This is a genomic window from Candidatus Dormiibacterota bacterium, assembly GCA_035635555.1.
In the GTDB taxonomy this organism is placed as follows: domain Bacteria; phylum Acidobacteriota; class Polarisedimenticolia; order Gp22-AA2; family Gp22-AA2; genus Gp22-AA3.
The window spans coordinates 55,932-73,552 of record DASQAT010000035.1; the positions used below are offsets into that span (position 1 = coordinate 55,932).

12 protein-coding genes and 1 pseudogene are annotated in these 17,621 nt (G+C 69.2%); 5 read left to right on the plus strand and 8 right to left on the minus strand.

The features are described 5' to 3' along the window. Nucleotides 1-321: 321 nt before the first annotated feature. The 3 genes from VEW47_08930 to VEW47_08940 form a co-directional block, all read right to left on the minus strand. Nucleotides 322-948, minus strand: coding sequence for a hypothetical protein (locus VEW47_08930; protein ID HYS05303.1), 627 nt, complete (start codon nt 946-948; stop codon nt 322-324). After that, a complete protein-coding gene (locus VEW47_08935) occupies nt 945-6,548 on the minus strand; it encodes a S8 family serine peptidase (protein ID HYS05304.1) in 5,604 nt (1,867 codons plus the stop codon). The genes VEW47_08930 and VEW47_08935 overlap by 4 nt, the downstream gene beginning before the upstream one ends. A 174-nt stretch (nt 6,549-6,722) precedes the next feature. Further along, a complete protein-coding gene (locus VEW47_08940; GenBank protein HYS05305.1) occupies nt 6,723-7,637 on the minus strand; it encodes an EamA family transporter in 915 nt (304 codons plus the stop codon). A gap of 97 nt (nt 7,638-7,734) precedes the next feature. Here VEW47_08940 and VEW47_08945 point away from each other — a divergent pair, with 97 nt between their 5' ends. From VEW47_08945 to VEW47_08955, 3 genes are read left to right on the plus strand one after another with little or no spacing between them, the layout of a single operon-like run. After that, nucleotides 7,735-8,478, plus strand: coding sequence for a histidine phosphatase family protein (locus VEW47_08945; GenBank protein ID HYS05306.1), 744 nt, complete (start codon nt 7,735-7,737; stop codon nt 8,476-8,478). Nucleotides 8,479-8,491: 13 nt separating this feature from the next. Beyond that, nucleotides 8,492-9,154 (plus strand): glutathione S-transferase, encoded by a 663-nt coding sequence (locus VEW47_08950; protein ID HYS05307.1) that lies wholly within the window; start codon nt 8,492-8,494, stop codon nt 9,152-9,154. A 41-nt stretch (nt 9,155-9,195) separates the two neighbouring features. Continuing rightward, entirely contained in the window at nt 9,196-9,582 is a 387-nt protein-coding gene (locus VEW47_08955) for a cyclophilin-like fold protein (GenBank protein HYS05308.1), read from the plus strand. 26 nt (nt 9,583-9,608) lie between these two features. Here the strand turns inward: VEW47_08955 and VEW47_08960 are convergent, their stop codons facing one another. Then, entirely contained in the window at nt 9,609-10,154 is a 546-nt protein-coding gene (locus VEW47_08960; protein ID HYS05309.1) for a hypothetical protein, read from the minus strand. A gap of 71 nt (nt 10,155-10,225) precedes the next feature. Then, nucleotides 10,226-11,710, minus strand: a complete 1,485-nt coding sequence (locus VEW47_08965) for a DUF4139 domain-containing protein (GenBank protein HYS05310.1) — start codon at nt 11,708-11,710, stop codon at nt 10,226-10,228. A 132-nt stretch (nt 11,711-11,842) separates the two neighbouring features. Here VEW47_08965 and VEW47_08970 point away from each other — a divergent pair, with 132 nt between their 5' ends. Further along, nucleotides 11,843-12,310 (plus strand): hypothetical protein, encoded by a 468-nt coding sequence (locus tag VEW47_08970; GenBank protein ID HYS05311.1) that lies wholly within the window; start codon nt 11,843-11,845, stop codon nt 12,308-12,310. 20 nt (nt 12,311-12,330) lie between these two features. On the opposite strand, the pseudogene VEW47_08975 reads toward VEW47_08970, so the two are convergent. From VEW47_08975 to VEW47_08985, 3 genes and pseudogenes are all read right to left on the minus strand, one after another. Next, nucleotides 12,331-12,657, minus strand: a pseudogene (locus tag VEW47_08975) (ArsC/Spx/MgsR family protein). 92 nt (nt 12,658-12,749) lie between these two features. Further along, nucleotides 12,750-13,667 carry a hypothetical protein gene (locus tag VEW47_08980; protein ID HYS05312.1) on the minus strand — a complete coding sequence of 306 codons (918 nt, stop codon included), beginning with the start codon at nt 13,665-13,667 and terminating at the stop codon, nt 12,750-12,752. Between the two features lie 4 nt (nt 13,668-13,671). Further along, on the minus strand, nt 13,672-16,926 hold the full coding sequence (locus VEW47_08985) for a GAF domain-containing protein (protein HYS05313.1): 3,255 nt from the start codon (nt 16,924-16,926) through the stop codon (nt 13,672-13,674). A 34-nt stretch (nt 16,927-16,960) separates the two neighbouring features. Between VEW47_08985 and thiE the strand changes: the two genes are divergently transcribed. Next, the gene (gene thiE / locus VEW47_08990) at nt 16,961-17,620 is read left to right on the plus strand and encodes a thiamine phosphate synthase (GenBank protein ID HYS05314.1); all 660 of its coding nucleotides are present in this window, start codon (nt 16,961-16,963) and stop codon (nt 17,618-17,620) included. The last annotated feature ends 1 nt before the right edge of the window (nt 17,621 follow it).

Here is a 17,621-nt window from a genome sequence, read left to right on the forward strand (position 1 = left end):
ATCGCCGTGCCTCCGTTCGCGCCACCGGCTTCCCCTTGCGTCCCCGCATTCGCTGATCCCTCCGCTGCCACGCTCCTGTCCCCTTCCCCCGACCCTTGCCCCACGGCCGGCCTCGGGGTGGCGGGCGGCTGTGCCGGGGGGGGCGGAACGGGGGTGGGCGAGGGGGTCGGCGCCGCTGCGGCCGGGCCGGGCGCGGGGCTCGTCGGTGCAGGGGGGACCGAGACGCACGCCGCCAGCGTCCAGGCGAGGACGAGCGGCGCTCCGGCGCGGGAGCGCCCGCTTCCGGATCGGCCCCGCACGGCCGGTCGGCGCGCCGCGGACCTATTGAACCGACAGCAGGAGCTGGTCACTGAACGTGATGGAGGGGATCGGTTGAGCCTGGGCGGACGAATCGAGGGCCTGGAATCTATTCATGTCGAACGCCAGGTGTCGGGGGTCAGCATCGAACTCCGCCCCCGGCACGGCCTTCATCGAGAAGCTCATGATGAGATCATATCCGGGAATCCCTTGGACGCCCGCCGCCCCGCTGGTCCGGTTGATCCCGACGACCAGGCGGCCCGGGTCGCTGATCCGCGCGATGAGAAGCGGCGTGTCGGCATCCTGATACAGCATGGCCCCCGCGCGGGCGCTGTCAGGCACATACTCGAGAATCGTCGGATCGAACAGGAGGTCGAAGGCGAACCCCCCGATGTCGGTGGAGGTCGTCGGGGTGCCGATCACGACGTCGATCTGCCAGACGTTTCCGGGGAGCGGGGCGCCGCACTTCAGGGCGACCTTGTTGACCATCACCAGTGAGTCCGTGCACCGGAAGGTCGGCGTGGGCGGAGGGGGCGGCGTCACCACGCCTCCGCCGCCGCCGTCGCCGCTCTTGCGGCCGCAGCCCAGGAGGAGTGCGACGAGCACCGCCGACAGGAGCCGGCGATGATACTCGAACACCGGAGGTCTCATGATCCCCCTGCGCAAGTCACCGCGAACACGCTCATGAACAGGTGGAAGTCCGCCATGTCCACACAGGCCCCGGTTCCGCTGGTCGCCAGATCCAGGTTCGCCGCGCTCCCCGCCGAGGCGGCCGCAGGACAGGTCCCGAAGGCGCGCGCGAAGCTCGCCAGGTCGCGGCCGTCGACGCGATCCTTCGAGAACCCCTCGGCGTCCAGGTTGGCCCGCAGGCAGATCGCCTGCGGCTCGCAGGCATCGCCGATGCCGTTCCCGTCGGCGTCCTCCTGGAGAGGGTTCCAGACGACCGGGCAGTTGTCACAGATGTCGCCGATCAGATCGCCGTCGGCATCCAGGCCCGCGAGACTCTCGTCGATAAGCCCGTTGCAGTTGTCGTCGAGCCCGTTGCAGGTCTCCTCCACGAACGGATGCACGACCGCGTTCGAGTCGTCGCAGTCACCGCAGCGGTTGTTCCCCGCGAGCGCGCAGGCGCCGCTGCAGACGGCGTACCCGTCCTTGTCCTGGTCCGGGCAGATCGGGTCCACCGTGATCGACGCCGGGATGTTCAGGAGCGGTGTCGTCGGATCGTTGCTCATGACCTCGATGTCGGTCCGGTAGGTCCCGCCGAACAGGTCGCCGCTGTCGAACAGGACGGACAGGTCCATGGAGCCCCCCGGGGCGAGCTCCCCGGCGGTCGGATCGACCGTCAGAAAATCGATCTCGCAGCCGGCGGGGGTCAGGACCGCCACGCCGGCCGGTCCGGACAGGCCGTGCCCGAGGAGGGAATTGATCCCGGTCTGCAGGTCGACGACTCTCAGGCTGTTCTTGCGGAACTCCGCGATATAGGCGATCGTTCCGCCGGCGAAGATCGACAGGCCCTGCGGATCCTCGAGATTGAAGGCGAGGATGGTGACCGTCTTCGTGGCGAGGTCGACCTTCAGGAACCGGCCGCCACCCGACTCGGTGAGGTAGGCGGTCGACTCGTCGTGGCTCAGGACGATGCTGTTCGGTCCGATGAGACCGGAGAGGATCGTCGTGACCGCACCGGTCTGCAGATCGATCGAGGAGAATTTCCCCGCCGATCGCTCGTTGACGTACAGGGTGGTCAGCGCCGCGTTCAGGGCCAGGCCGTTGGGCGCCCCCAACCCCGTCGCGACCGGGGTCTTCGCGCCCGTCGACAGGTCGACCAAGGTGACCTGCCCGCTGCGGGCCTCGCTGATGTAGGCGGTGGTCCCCGAGGGGGTGATCGCCACGCCGACCGGGAACTCGAGCCCGGAAACCACCCGGCTCACCCTGCCGTTCGACAGGTCGATCGCGGCCAGCGTCCCGGGATCCGACTCCGCCACGTAGGCGACCGTGCCGGTGGGGTCGAGCGCCACGTTCTCCTGCGGCGTGCGCAGGCCGACGGTCACGGGGGTCGTGGCCCCGGTGGTCAGGTTGACCGCCGACAGCCGGCCCGCGCTCCACTCGGAGACGTACGCGGTCGGCGCGCAGAGCGCCGGGTCGGGCGCGGTCGTCCTGGTTCTCAGGTTCAGCGAGAAGTCGAGGGGGTTGCCGCCCGAGTTCGACAGCGTGAGAGTCTGGCTGCTGCGCTGCCTCTTGAACAGCGTCAGCCCGAACTGGGACGGACTGGCGCCGATCACCGGCGACAGCAGCCCCGAGCCGCGAAGCGCGAGCGTGGCCACGTGGGTGTCCGGGTCGTTGCTCGCGATCGACAGCGTCCCGGTGTACGAGGTGTCGGACGTCGGAGCGAAGGTCACGGACAGCGCCGCCGTGCTTCGTGCCGGAACATCGAGGGACACCGCCGACGGCGTGAACGCCGGCTGGTCGGTGCCGATCGGCTGGACCTTGAGCGACTCGCTCCCCCTGTTGTGGATGGCGATTGTCATCGTCTTCTGCAGGCCGATGAAGAGGGGGCCGAAATCGAGCAGGTCGCGCGCCCCGGCGTAGGTGAGTTTCAGGGTGTGACGGTTGATCTGACAGAAGACGTCGACGTTGTCGTTGTTTTGGACCGTCACCTCGACCGCATCGTCGGCGGCCATCAGCGCGAACAGGAAGGCGTCGATCGGGAAGCTCCTCGTCACGGTGCCGCAGTCGCCACCGCCGGCTCCCACCTTTCCCAGCAGGATGCGCTCCGCCGTGACGTCCGCCGTTTCGAACGTGGCGCCGAAGTTTCCCTCGACAGTCACATCGAGAGTGGCCGCTCCGCCCGGGGCGAATGTCAGCGGCAGCCGGTGGACCGTCCTGGCCCCGAAGACGCTGAACGTCTTCTGCGACTGGACCAGGAACGGCTCGTCCGAGATGGCGATGTTCGGGGCGCCGGCGACGTTCAGGACCACCGGGATGCGCTGGACGGGATTGCCCAGCAGGTTCGACCGGATGGAGACGTCGCCGCTCAGGCTCGTCGTGCCGAAATCTCCGGCGTCCAATTTCACCGAGAAATTCTGGGTCGTCCCGGGGGCGATCGAAGCACCGGAGGGCGACACGCTCAGCCAGGGAGCCAGGCCCGTGAACTCGGCCTGCAGGGCGACCTCCAGGCTGCTCCCGCCTTGGTTTTGGATCTGAAGCTGGCGGGTCACGGTTGCACCGGTCCGAAGCGTCTCATTGAAACCCGCGGGCGTGACCAGCATCTGCGGCGGGGGCGTGGACGAGCCGCGGGCCGGGATCGGGAGCGCCTGGACGTTCGCGGCGTTGCTGGTGATCACCAGGATCGCGTCCAGGGTCCCCGGCACCGCCGGGGAGTAGGTCACGGTGACCGCCTGGCTTCCCCCCTTCGGGACGCTGAACGCGGTGGGAGACGCCGAAACGGCCGAGTCACCCGAGGAGATGCCGCCGACCGCGAGGACGTCGGTGCCGGTGTTGCGCACCACGAGCGGCAGGCTGCGGGAGTCGCCGGAGAACACGTTGCCGAACTCGAGGGCGGCGGCGTCCACGGCGATCATCGGGACGGGAGTCACCTGGACCGTCACGGCGTGGGCGACGGACGGACGGAGCGGATCGTTCGTGCCCACGATCACGGCCCCCTCGTAGTCGCCCCCCTCCAGCCCTGTGGCGTCGATCGTGAGGGTGATGTCCCGGCTCTGGGCGGCGAAGAGTCGCCCGGCGGTCGGGGAAGCCTTCAGCCACTGGGGTATGTTGAAGATGCGGATCGCCATCCGGTCGTGCAGATACAGGGAGTTGAAGACGACCTGAAGCCCTTGACTCTGGCTTTCGTCCTGGATGCCGATCGTGGCGCTGCCGGTCTCGCCGGTCATCGAAAAATAGCGATAGACGATCTCTCCGCTTCTGTACAGGGTCGCCTGGAACGTGAAATCGCCCACCCCCGCGAATGGGGGCACGTGGTTGTACTGCACCGTGAAGCTGTCGGCGTCCCGGGTGTAAAGGGCACGGGTGTCTCCCAGGAACCTCAGATCGTCCCAGAACGGTGCGATCAGGTTCGGCGGGGCGGCGAGGTTGGGAAGAGGCTTGTTCAGGTAGGGGGGGCTGCTGCCGGTGAACGTCAGGAAGCCGTTCGTGCTGATCCGGACGGAGTTGAAGGTCTGTCCATAGAAGGGAAAGGGGAAGCCGAGCGGAATCGCCTCCGAGATCTGATCATCTCCGACGAGGGATTCGACCGGGAGTCCCTTTCCGGAGATGGTCAGATCGTCCCAGCTGAAAACCGGACCGCCCGGCTGATCGCTGTCGATGTAGCGGTACCCGAAGGGGTCGGGTCCGCCGGTTCCTCCCGACTGCGCCGATTCGTCCTGCGCGGCCGCCACCGAGGCGCCCGCCACGCTCCCGCCGGGTCCGCTGATGATCGGAGTCGGGATGGTCCAGTCGAGCGTCCCGACGCCGGTGTTCCGGATCGTCAGGGTCCGTATCGCGGACTCGCCGGTGCTGAGCGCCGCCGAGAAGGAGGGGGGCGACGAGTCGAAGGTCGGAGACGGGAGCGTCCTTCCGGAGGCCAGGTTTCCGAAGGGGCCGGCGTTTCCCCAATCGTCCCGGGCCCTGATCGCCAGGACGTAGTCCGTGTCGGCTTCGAGATTCGGGACCTCCATCGATTCGGTCGCTGCGGCGAGCTGCGGGAGGGGCGGATGGTCCACGGACGGCCACTGGGTGATGTCCGCGGTCGACGGCGGATCGGGCGAGTAGCGCAGGTCATAGGCCCCCGCCCGGCCGACGCCGCCGTCGTCGCCGGTCGCCGTCCATCGCAGGACGAGCGAGTTGCTGTTGGACGAGGTCACGCTCAGGTCGAGGATGGACCCGGGCGGTACGTCGTCCTTCGTGGCGACGAGAGTGCTGAGGTTGAGGCGTCCGCCCCCGGCGATCAGGCCGGAGAGGGAGGGGAGGTGCGTGGCCGAGTCCATGATCCTGCGCCTGACCTGGTCGGCGGGGATGTCGGGCGCCACCGAACGGATGAGGGCCACCGCCCCCGTGACGTGGGGCGCCGCCATCGAGGTGCCGCTGTCGAGCCCGTATTCGCGGCCCGGAAGCGTGCTCAGGATGTCCTTTCCGGGCGCGGCGATGTGGACGGACGTGGGGCCGAAATTGGAGAACGAAGCCTTCTGATCGAACGGATCGACGGCCGCGACCGAGATCACGTTGGGGAGGTTGTAGCCCGCAGGATAGAAGGGCGTCTGGTCGTTGTTGCTGGACAGATTGCCCGCCGCGGCGACGAACACCACGTCCGAGGCACCCGCAACCGCGATCGCCTCCGCCAGCGTCTGCGAAAAGTCCTCGTTCCCCCACGAGTTGTTCAGGATGCGCACGCCCATGCGCGTGGCGTAATCGATGGCGCGCACGGCCGCCGAGGTGGGGCCGCTGCCCGAGGATCCCAGGAACTTCAAGGGGACGATCGAGACGTTCCACGCCACTCCCGTGACCCCGAGGTTGTTGTCGCCGACGGCCCCGATGATGCCGGCCACGTGGGTGCCATGCCCGAAATCGTCCATCGGATCGTTGTCGTCGTTGTAGAAGTCCCATCCATGCACGTCGTCCACGAAGCCGTTGCCGTCGTCGTCGATGCCGTTTCCCGGGATCTCGCCCGGGTTGGTCCAGATGTTCGCCGCCAGGTCGGGATGCGTGTAATCGACGCCGCTGTCGATGACCCCCACCAGGACGGCGTGGTCCCCCACGGTGGTGTTCCAAGCCAGCTCCGCCGAAATGTCGGCGCCCGGGATGCCGCCCGTCTGTCCGGTGTTGTTCAGCCCCCACTGGGACGCGTAGCCCGGATCGTCCGGGGTCCGTGCCGCCTGCACGATGTAATCCGCCTCGGCGTAATCGACGTGCGGGTTGCGCAGCAGGCGCTCGATCGCCTGCGCCGTCGTGCGGCCCGGTCCCAGGCGCAAGTGCTCGGCATGGCTCCTGAATTCGTGCAGACGCTTCGCGCCGAGGTCGGCGCGCGCCTTGCCGCGCTCGCTCTGGGGAGCGCGCGCCTTGAACTTGACCAGGACGTCCCCCTCGACGTAGGGCAGCCCGGTCTTCTTCCCGGTAAGCGCGGGGGTTCCGGAAGTCGGCCCTCCGGTCTGCGGGGCGCCGCCGGCAGACAGTGCCGACAGGGTCAATGCCGTGAGGAGGACGAGGGCAAAGCGCGCCCCCGCCCTGAAGGCTGGTGCCTGGCCTTGTCCCCGTTTCATGCCGCCTCCGGCCGGCCCGGGCCCCGGATCCTGGCAGGGTCCACGACGGGCTGGGGGGCCTTCCGTCCTGAGGGCTGACCTGTCGCGACTATACCCCACCCGGGCACCGGCTCACAAAGCGCGGGGTGCGCGGTCGCGGCCGTTGCGGCTCGGATACAGCAGGCCTCGGGAGTCTTAGTTTTTGACCCGGATCCGCGCTGCGTTCACCACCGCGACCCCCCCGAGGATGATTCCGGTGCCGGCGGCCATCCTCCAGTCGAGCGACTCGTCGAGCAGAAGCCAGCCGAGGAAGACGGCGATGATCGGGTTGACGTAGGCGTACGTGGATACCTTGGCGGCCGGCACGTGGTGCAGCAGCCAGATATAGGAGGAGTAGCCGCACAGGGAGCCGGCGACGACGAGCCATCCCACCGCCAGCGCGGCGCGGGGCGTGAGATGGTAATGGGGCGCCTCTCCGAGGAGAAGGCCCGCCAGCGTCAGGGCCGCGCCGGCGATCAGCATCTCGAGGGCCACGCCCATGAGCGGGGCGATGCCGCGGATGTGCCGGCGGGAGTAGATCGATCCGTACGCCCAGCACAGGTTCGCGGCCAGGAGCGCGAACTCGCCCCGGAAGTCGCCGAGCCCGTGGTGCCCGGTCGAGGCCAGCTTGGGCCACATCAGGACGAGCATCCCGGCGAATCCGATCACGAGCCCCAGCACACCGGTGCCGGACAGGCGCTCGCCGTCCTTGCGGCCCGCTTCGATCGCGGCCACGAAGAACGGCAGATTCGCCACGATGACCGCCGCCATGCCGGACGGCACGGTGAGCTCGGCCCAGGTGACCAGATAATTTCCGCCGAACAGGAGGAGCATCCCGGTGATTGCGATCGGCAGGAGCAGCGACCTCGGCGGCAGCGGCACGCGGCGCACCAGGAGCCACGAGAACAGGAGCGCGCCGGCGATCAGGAAACGGGTCCCGGCCAGGAGCGCCGGCGGCAGGTCCTGGACCCCGAACCGGATGGCGAGGTAGGTCGACCCCCACAACGTGTAGACGGAGGCGAAATTCAGCGCGACCAGGAATGTACGGCGGGACTCGGCGGCATCCTGCATAAGAGCGCCGGATTCTAGCAGAGCGACCGCGCCCGGGGGCGCGGCGTCTCGTGTAGAATCCATGCGTTCAGGCGCGGCCCGAGGGGGAATCGCGTTCGTGGCGGAATCTTCAGTCTCCAAGTGGCCTTCGCTTCTGGCCGTGATGCGGCACGCCGAGAGCCTCGCGACCGAGAGACGCAAGCATCTCGAGGACAGCCGCTCGCAGGAGATCCATCTCGGCCTCCCGATGCGCGACGTCGACGTGCCGCTGACGTCCGAGGGACGCGAGCACGCGCACGCCACCGGGACGCGCCTGAACGACCTCGGCCCCTTCGACGTCCTGTATGTCTCCCCCTACCGGCGGACCGTGCAGACCGCCGAGGAGGTCATGACCGCGCTCGCGGAGCGCCCTCCCCTCGTCAAGGAGGAGCGGCTGCGCGAGAAGGAGTGGGGCGTCCTCGAGGGGCTGACCAAGCACGGCATTCGCGCGCGCTATCCCGACGAGGAGGCCCGTCGCCGCCACGTCGGCAAGTACTATTACCGGCCTCCGGGAGGCGAGTCGTACGCCGACGTCAACCTGCGCGTCCATTCCTTCATCGGAACCCTCGTGCGCGAGCACGCCTCCCAGCGCGTCCTGCTGATCACCCACCAGGTGGTGGTCGTCGCCTTCCGCAAGCTCCTCGAGCGGATGGAGGAGGAGATGGTCCTGGCCCTCGATCGCCAGGACGAGGCACGTCCCGCGTCCCTCCTGATCTACGAGCTCGAGCATCCGGACGGGCGGAACGCGGCCCTCGTTCGGACCCACTGGAATCTGATTCTGTACGGGCACGACTCCCCTGCCATTGCTCGGACACGCTCCTAGTCGAGGGACACACATGGCCGATAACCTCGTTCTCTACATCGGAGAAAAGAACGTCTCCTCGTGGTCCATGCGAGGCTGGCTCGGTCTTGCGGCCAAGGGTCTGCCGTTCGACGAGCGCACCATCGAGCTGCGCGAGGACAAGGATCGCGTGAAGCGCAGGCGCGTGTCGCCCACGGGCCGCGTGCCGGTCCTGCACCACGGAGCCCGCGTCATCCCGGACTCGCTCGCGATCCTCGAGTACCTGGAGGAGGTCTTCCCGCCCCCGGAACACCCGCCGCTGTGGCCGGCCGACCGGGAGGCGCGCTCCCACGCCCGCTGGCTGGCCGCCACGATGCACTCGTCGTTCCTGAAGCTGCGCGAGTCGATGTCGTTCAACCTGTGCTTCCTCCCGCAGCCGCCGCACCCGACGCCGGAGGCGCTGGAGGAAGCGGCGGAGATGCTGCGTCTCCTGCAGGACGCTCTCGACCGCAGGAGGGCCCAGGGGCCGTTCCTGTTCGGGGCGTTCGGGGCCGCGGACATCATGTACGCGCCCGCGATCGTGCGCCTCACCGCCTTCAAGGTGCCGACGACCCACGCCCCGAAGACAGCGGCCTTCATGGACGCGGTCCTGTCGCATCCCCCGGTGAAGCGCTGGATGGATGCCGCCCGGGCCCTGCCGCCGCGCCCCACCTATTGAGGCGGGCGGCGCGCGCTGCGCCGTCCGCGGAGGACCGCACCGTGGCTTCCGAACGTGCCATCCGGATCGAGGCGGACGGCGTGCGCGTGTACGCCATCCTCGCCTCGACCCCGACCGCCCTTGCGGTCTGGGACGCCCTTCCCCTCGGCGGGGCCGCGCGTCTCTGGGGCGAAGAGATCTATTTCGACGTCGCCCTGAAGCTGCCGCTCGAGGCACAGGCGCGCGCCGAGGTCGCCGTGGGAGAGATCGGGTACTGGCCGCAGGGACCCGCCATCGCCCTGTTCTTCGGCCGCACGCCCGCGAGCCGCGACACGGCTCCGGTCGCCGCCTCGCCGGTCAACGTCTTCGGCCGCATCACCGGCGACGCCACGCGCCTGGCCCGCGTGCGCGCCGGCGGCAAGGTCCGGCTGACGCGCCTCGACGGCTAGAACACCGCGATGCCCCGGACAGGCTCCTAGCGCGCAGAATCCCCCAGGTAGTGCCGCCTGTGGCTCCTCTCGGGAGCATCCTCCCGGGGGCGCTCCTCGATCAGATCTTCCGCGAGCGCCGTGTGGAACGACAGGACGACCCAGTGCCCGCCCCGCACCACCACCTGGTGCCAGGTGCCGGCCGGGATGGTGACCCATCTCCGCCGCAGCGGGGCGCTGCCGTCACTCACGAGCCTGTGGCTCGTCCAGCGGGCGCCCGTCCGGGTCATCAGGTCGCCGGCGCCGCGCCAGGACAGAGTGCGCTGGACGCTGTTCGGGTGTCTTTCGGCCCCGGTCACGGCGCCGTCGCGCAGGATGAAGACCCAGCCCGAGCGGATCGTCTGCGGCAGGCCGGGGTCGAACGTGGACAGCGGCACGGTCTCCCAGGCCATCTGCGCCCCGGGAGCGGCGAGCAGCGTCTTCTCCACCCTCTCGGCTGCCGCGTCGATCACGGCGCGGACTCCGGGGCGTTTCATGATCGGATCGAGCGCCGCGAGGATCCCTTGCTCCCCGGCGGGCAGGGGCATTTTCATGGTCGTCACCTCATCCTGGGAGGAGCCGGGCAGCGCGATCTGGCGATCGTGTGAGCGCGGGGCTGCCCGAGTCACCAGCTGTAGCGGGCCTGGTACGTCACGACCCTCTCACCGTCCGGCGGCACCTTCACGCGGAACTCGATCGTCCTCGAGTCGGTCTTGTCGTAGGGATCGGATGACACCGCGATCTTCCAGGTGGCCCAGCGGTACAGGTGCTCGACGATCCGCACCTCGACCGGCTCCTTCTTGTGGTTGCGCACCTTGATCTCGTAAGACTCGTCGGCGGCCTGCTTGCTGGTGTCGACGCGGTAGTTCACCTGGCGGCGCTCGCCGACGAGGTCGAAGGCGTTGCCCAGATACAGACGCACCTTCTCCCCCGCGGGAGTATGGTCGATGACGTTCTCCCCGACGAACTGGCGCGCGCCGTCGGTGTCGGTGCGATAGATCTTCAGCGTGCCGCGCGGCAGCGGGATGCCGAGCCCCGACGTCTTGTTGTTGACGAACTCCAGCATGGTGTAGACCTTCGTGTTGCTCTCGGTGCCGTAGTCGGGGCGGTTGCGGGCCATCCCGGGATCCCAGCCGCCATACATCCCCATCTGGGCCCCGTCGTAGACGTACAGGCGCGCGGCCGGGACATCCGCGCCGCGGCAGAACTCGACCTGCTTGACCTCCCGATCGCGCAGCAGGGTCGGCTGCGGCAGCGTGTAAAGATGATATTCGTCGAAGGCCTTCTCGGTGACCTCCGGCGGGGGGCTGACCGCCCTCTCCATGACGGCCGACTCGAGCATCGCCCGTGCCCGCTGCGGCTGGATCTTGCTCACCTCGCCGGCCATCAGCTTGATCCGCGCATCCTTGAAGGCGACGCCGCTCTGGTTGTTCAGGGTGATCCAGCCGACCAGGTCGAACCGGTCCCCTTTCTCGGGGGTCACGGCATTGTAGGTCGCCTGCCATCCGAGCCCCCCGGTCAGGTAGGAGATCTCGACGTCGCGCCCGCCCGCCTTGTCGCTCCACAGGCGCCACAGGAGCGTCGGCTCGAGAATCGCGTCGGCCCCGAGGGCCGTGAACAGCGGCTCTCCGGGAAGCGAGAACTGGATCCTGCCGTCGACCTCGATGATGGGGGTCGACGGCGCGTACGCCATGCCCGGCTGCTGGGGAGCGTAACCGCTGCGGACCACGCGCCCGTTCACGATCTCCTTCTTCCCAGTCGCCGGGTTGAGCGACTGGAACGCCACCACCTTTCCCTCGTTCTGGCGCAGCAGGAACCCCTGGCTGAGCGGGTCCCCCTCGTAATTCTGCTCCAGGATCCGGAGCCCCTTCGGGTCCTGGCGATCGCGCAGCACCACCGAGTCGGGCTCGAGCAGGGCGGTGACCCCCGCCACACGCGTCTCGCTCTCACCCTCCTTCACGAGGATCGTGCGGATCTGCCGGACGAGCGCGAAATCCTGGTTGTAGATCGTGATCTGGGGCCCCTCCTCGCCGGCGCGCGCGGCGCCCGCCAGGGCGACGATCCCCAGCGCGGCCCACGCCGTGACGACGACCGATCGGCTCAGGTTCATGAAGTCTCCTCCCGTGGCGGCACGATAGCACCGCAGCCGCACCTCCACAACCGCGTTGCGGCCCGCCCCCTTGACCTCCGAGCCCCCTCTCCCTACGATGCGCCCCACGCCATTACTGAGGAGGGCCACACCATGAGACAGGCCGCGATCGCGTTCGTCTCGCTGTTTCTTCTGGCCGGGGCCGGCCCGGCGCCGCAGGGGCCCGGGGAGCCGCCGTACGGAGCCCGGGAGGGGGCGGGACGGATCTATCACGTCGAGTATCTGCGGGCGTTCCCTGGAAAGTCCGGCGACTATGATAGATTCGTGAAGACGGTCTTCCGGCCGATGCTCGAAGCCATGGTGGCGCGGGGCATCTGGACAAGGTACAGCTTCCTGACGGTCCCCTACCACGGTCCCGCTCCCTGCGCCGATTACACCCACGTCTTCGTGGCGCAGCTTAGGGACTTCGCGGCCCTCGATCGCGAGCAGCCGTCCTGGGGGGAGCTCCAGAAGAGGTTCCATCCGGACGAGGCCGAGCGCCGCCGTCTGTTCGAAGACGAGCTGCCGAAGATCCGCGAAATGGTGCGCGAGGAGTTCCTTCAGGACTTCGACTGGAAGTGATCTCCCGGCCGCGGCAACGGCTACCTTGTCCCGGATCTCTTCCGAGCGGGACCGACCAGCCGGAGAAGAGCCTCCTCGTCGAACCCCATGACCGCGTGACCGCCGCGCACGACGATCGGCCGGCGGATCAGGTTCGGGTTCTGCGCCATGAGGCGGATCGATTCGGCCGGCGACGGCGGGTTCTCCGCCATCTTCATGGTCCGGTACTGCTCGTTCCGCGTATTCAGGAACTCGCGCGGGTCGCGGTCGCCGAACAGATCCTTCAGCTCACCTTCGGTGAGAGGGTTCCTGCCGATGTCGCGCTCGACCAGGACGACCCCCTTCTTCAGCAAAAGACCTTTTGCTTTGCGGCAGCTCGTTCAGGTCGGCTTGTGGTAGAAGCGCAGCTCGGTCTTCGCCATGGCGGCCTCCCGTTGCGTGCGGCGGGAGTGTAGCATCACTACTCCTGAAAGTAATTCGGATCGTCGGCGATGAGAATCGAAGCGAACACACCGTTCTTCAGCTCGACCGAGCAGGTGGAGTGCGCGAGGACCAGCCGGGTGTACCCCTCGCCGCTCGACACCGTATCCACCGGTTTGCCGAGGACGCTCGCGACCTCCGACGAGGGGGCTCCGAACCGCAGGGTCCTGAACACGGCGGGCCGCTGGCCCGGCTGCCCGGTGAGCTGCACGGAGAACACCTTGTCGCGGTACCCTTCGCCGGCGTCCCCCACGACGACGTACGTCTGCGACTCCAGGTCGACCAGGAACACGTAGAGATTCTCCTGCCCGCGCCGCATGACGTGCGGCTCGCCGTATTTGGCCTTAAGCCCCTCGAGGACCGGCGCCAGCGGCCGTCCCACGGCGATGCCGAAGAGCTGCCTCGCGAAGCACGTGTCCCGCGGCAGGGGCTTCGGCGGGCCCGCGTCGAAGTCGATGAGGAGGTAGAGGCGATCGGGGCCGGAGAGCGCCGCCCCAAGGTAGCGCACGTACACGGTGAATTCCTGCCCGGGGTTCAGAAGCTTCGCGAGCTCCGACAGCACCTCATCCTGGATCGGCAGCCAGTACGACCGACCCTGCTCGACCACCTCGATCTCCTTGCGGTAGAGGGCGGAGTATTCCGGCTTGTGCAGCGAGCGCGCCACCATCACGATCTGGGCGGCCCGGAGTGCCGCGATCGAACGGGTCGCACCGGAGTACTTCACGCCGACCGCAAGGGCCGGCGTCGCGGCATCGAAGACGAAGTCCCGTCCCTCGGCCGCCGCCGGCTGCTGTCTTTGGAAGTTCTTGAAGGTCGCCGGATGGAATTCCGCGGAATCGAAGGCAAGAACCGCGACGCACGCCGTGGAGGCCACCAGGACGAAAACGGCTCTTTTCATCTCATCACCTCCGCGCCAGCGCCCTGTCGATCCGCGACAGCAGCTCGGTCATGGTGAACGGCTTCTGCAGGAGGCCGAGCGCCCCCTCCTTGATCGCCTTCTGCGCCTTGTCGTTGTCGGTGAACCCCGAGCACAGAAGGACCCGCGCCGTCCGGTCCATGCCGAGCAGGCGCCTGTAGGTTTCGAGACCGCCCATGCGGGGCATCACCATGTCCAGGAGCACGAGATCGAGGCGGCCCCACTCGCGCCGGTAGACTTCGAGCCCGTCGACTCCGTCGACGGCGGTCACCACCTCGTAGCCGGCGTTCTCCAGGATGTCCCGCGCCATCTCGCGGATCGCCCCCTCGTCGTCGATGACCAGGATCCTTCCCTTCGCCGGGACCCTGGCCGGCGCCGGCGCGGGAGGCTCGGTCGCGGCGGCCGCCGGTGCGGGAGGGTCGGTCGCGGGGTCCGCCGGCGCGGCACGCCCGGGAGGCGCCGGCGGCTGCGGAGGGACCGCGCGCGCGCTCGGGCGCTCCGGTGCGGCCGCCCCGGCCACGACTTCCGCCGCCTTCGGCTTGCGGCGCTCGACCTTCACGACCGCCACGCGCTCGAACGGGGCCGGCAGCAGGGGCGCCCGCGCGGACCGTGCCGCCGGCGGACGGGAGACCGGGGCCGCGGCGCTCTCCGCCTGTCGGACGCGGTCGAACGCCGGCAGGTACACGCGTACCGTCGTGCCGAGTCCGGGGGTGCTGTTGAGGGTCACGTGTCCCTTGTGGTTCCGGACGATGCCGTAAACGACCGACAGCCCGAGACCGGTCCCCTTCCCCTCGCTCTTGGTGGTGAAGAACGGCTCGAAGACGCGGTCGGTGATGTCCGGCGGCATGCCGACGCCCGTGTCGCCGATCACCACCTCGACGTAGTCCCCCGACTCGAGGTCGGGCCGCGATCGGACGAAGCCTGAGTCGAGGTGCGCCACGCGTGTCTCGAACGTGATCCGCCCCCCCTCCGGCATGGCCTCCGCGGCGTTGACCGCCACGTTGACCAGGACCTGCTGCAGCTGGCTGGCGTCGGCCTCGACCAGCGGGAGGTCCGGGTCGGCGCGCGTCTCGATCACGATGCGCGGGTCGATGCTCTTGGACAGGAACGACACCGTGTCCGCGATCGCCTGGTTCATGTCCAGCGGCTCCAGCGTGTACTGACCGCCGCGCGCGAAGGCTAGGAGCTGCCGCGTCAGCTCGCTCGCGCGCCGCGACTGCTGCTCGATGGTGATCGCCTGGCGGTGGATCGGATTGTCGGTCGTCGTCAATCCCCGGATGTGGCTCGCGTAGCCGAGGATGGCGCCCAGGATGTTGTTGAACTCGTGCGCGATGCCGCCGGCGAGCGTGCCGATGGATTCCATCTTCTGGGCCTGCACGAGCTGCACAGGCAGCTCCTGGTTCGGCGGCCCGGCCGGGGCCGTCTGCTGGAAGGCGCGCGCGTTCTCGACGGCCAGCCCGAGAAGCTCCCCCATCGCGGCCAGCGTCCTCGTGTCGGGCTCCTCAAGGACGAGGTCGTGCGGACCGGCCAGCGCCAGCACGCCGTGCACGCCGCTCATGGCCCGCAGCGGCACCGCGGCTCGGAAGCGCAGGCCGTCCGTGTCGAGCAGGTCGGCGGGGTCCGTCGACCCGAGGATCGGCTGTCCCGCCTCGAGCGTCCTGCCGATCATCGTCCGGGACAGCCGGGAGCCCAGTTCGTCGAGGGCGTTCTGCGGCAGACCTTTCTGTGCCTTCAGATGCAGGGCGCGCGTGCCAGGGTCGACGAGATGGACCGTCCCCGCCGGAAGGTCCAGGAGGGCGAGGGCGCGATGGAGGGCGCTCTCGACGACCTCCCTCAGATCGTTCGAGCGGCTCGCGGTCTCGAGCGTCGCCTGCAGCGCGGCGATCACGTCGTGGCGCCGGGCCAGGTCATGCGTTTGCGTCTCGATCTGCGCCTCGAGATTCAGGCTGTGGCGCATCACGTCCGACAGCAGCCGGCCGTTCTGGATGACGATGGCGATCTGGCCGGCGATCGCCTGCGCCAGGCTCGGCCGGCTCTCGAGCTCCGGACGCGCCTCGGTCGACAGGAGCTCCATCGTGCCGATGACGCGGCCGCGCGCCACGAGCGGTACGACCGCCAGGGCACGATAGCCGGCGCGCCGCAGGACGACGAGCTCGTCCGCGTGCCCCTCGAGAGACAGATCGGCCGAGAGGTCGGCGATGGCGACCGGCTCGCCGCGCTCCCACACCCGGCCCGCCACGCCCTGGCCCTTGCGGTGCTCGCGCCCCCGCGCCAGGCCGAGGTACGTCGGGTCGCCCACGCCGCGCGCGAAGCGGAGCGTTTCGCCTGCGCCGGCGTCCTCGACGAGGAAGATCGCGCCGACCTTGAAACGGGTCACCTCGAGCGTCTTGCGCAGCGCGATCTCGATCTGCCGTTCGAGATCGAGCGACGGCGTGGCCGCGGCCGCGACGCTGTTGATCGCCTGGAGCTCCAGGGTGGTCTCGTGCAGGCGCTTGATCGCCGTCCCGCATTCGTCCTGGATGCGCTCGCTGGCGCGCCGCGCGTCGGTGGCGCGCAGCGCCCGCTCGATCTGGATGGCCATGAGCGTCGCGAGGATGTCGGCGAGGAGGACCTGCTCGCGGCTGAACGGCAGAGGATCGTGACGCGCCAGGACGATAGCACCGCGCGGTCCCATGGCCGCGTCGATCCCGAGCACCAGCATCGATCCGAACTGCGGCGCCCGCATCGCCTCCATCGGCCGGCCGCCCGGTGCCGTGCCGAGCTTGCCGGCGGTGTCCGGGCCCTCGGCTGCCCCGAGAACGACGCGCGAGACCTTGCCCGAGCGCACCCTCTGGATCGGCTCCTCCAGCCGCCGCAGGACCATCGCGATCTCGTGCTGCGCCATGGGCCGGCCCTCGAGCCATCCGAAGCGCAGGGTCGGCTGTCCGTTGGAGGGCTCGACGACGGAGACGGCGCAATCGGCGCCGACGATCTCCACGGTCCCGGTGGTTCCTTCTCCCAGAATCGACTCGGCCCGGCCTTCCTGCGACAGGGTGATCTGCAGCTCGCGCAGGCTTTGAAGATGGGCCAGGAACGGGTTCGCGACCTCACGCGGACGAGGTTCCGAGTCCGACCCGGGCGGTCGGGGGAGAGCCGGGCCCGCCTGGTCGGCGGCGCGGGCGGGCTCGAGCCCCGGCGCGGCCGTCTCGGTCGTGTCGGGGTCGACCTGTCTGGGCGGGCTGGCCGGATCGGTCTCGCTCATGGTGCTAGAATCGGCTCCCCGGGGAGGTCTCCTGATGGACGGGTGGCCACGCTATGACCTCTACGTCATCACGGACCAGGCCCTGTCCCGCGGGCGCTCTCACGTGGAGGTCGCCCGCGCGGCCCTGGAGGGCGGTGCCGACGCCATCCAGATCAGGGACAAGTCCTCCACGGCCTACAACTTAAGTTGCGTCACCGCCGAAATCCAGCCGATCGCCCGCAAATTCGGGGCGGCCCTTCTCATCAATGACCGGGTAGACGTGGCGCTGGTGTCCGGGGCGGACGGCGCGCACGTCGGCCGGGACGATCTGCCGGCGCGCGAGGCCAGACGCCTTCTGCCGAGGCCGCGCCTCATCGGGGTCTCCGCCTCGACGAGGGAGGAGGCCAGGCGGGCGCAGAAGGACGGCGCCGACTACATCGGCGCGGGCCCCGTGTTCGCCACCTCGACCAAGCCGGACGCGGGGGAGCCGCTCGGGCTGGAGCGTCTCGCGGAGATCGCCTCATCGGTGACCATCCCGGTCGTGGCCATTGGCGGGATCACGGTCGAGAACGTGGCCCGGGTGTTCGAGGCCGGAGCCGGGGGCGCGGCCGTCGTGTCCGCCGTCGTCTCGGCGGAGGATGTCACCGCCGCCGCGCGCGCCCTGAAGCGCGTCATCGCCCAGGTGAGGAGGAGCGGGCGCATGCCGGGAGGCTAGG

What these genes read in the sequence shown, in the direction of transcription:
- VEW47_08930 (HYS05303.1), bottom strand. Translation starts at nt 948, where the DNA reads ATGAGACCTCCGGTGTTCGAGTATCATCGCCGGCTCCTGTCGGCGGTG.
- VEW47_08935 (HYS05304.1), bottom strand. Translation starts at nt 6,548, where the DNA reads ATGAAACGGGGACAAGGCCAGGCACCAGCCTTCAGGGCGGGGGCGCGC.
- VEW47_08940 (HYS05305.1), bottom strand. Translation starts at nt 7,637, where the DNA reads ATGCAGGATGCCGCCGAGTCCCGCCGTACATTCCTGGTCGCGCTGAAT.
- VEW47_08950 (HYS05307.1), top strand. Translation starts at nt 8,492, where the DNA reads ATGGCCGATAACCTCGTTCTCTACATCGGAGAAAAGAACGTCTCCTCG.
- VEW47_08960 (HYS05309.1), bottom strand. Translation starts at nt 10,154, where the DNA reads ATGAAAATGCCCCTGCCCGCCGGGGAGCAAGGGATCCTCGCGGCGCTC.
- VEW47_08965 (HYS05310.1), bottom strand. Translation starts at nt 11,710, where the DNA reads ATGAACCTGAGCCGATCGGTCGTCGTCACGGCGTGGGCCGCGCTGGGG.
- VEW47_08970 (HYS05311.1), top strand. Translation starts at nt 11,843, where the DNA reads ATGAGACAGGCCGCGATCGCGTTCGTCTCGCTGTTTCTTCTGGCCGGG.
- VEW47_08980 (HYS05312.1), bottom strand. Translation starts at nt 13,667, where the DNA reads ATGAAAAGAGCCGTTTTCGTCCTGGTGGCCTCCACGGCGTGCGTCGCG.
- VEW47_08985 (HYS05313.1), bottom strand. Translation starts at nt 16,926, where the DNA reads ATGAGCGAGACCGATCCGGCCAGCCCGCCCAGACAGGTCGACCCCGAC.
- thiE (HYS05314.1), top strand. Translation starts at nt 16,961, where the DNA reads ATGGACGGGTGGCCACGCTATGACCTCTACGTCATCACGGACCAGGCC.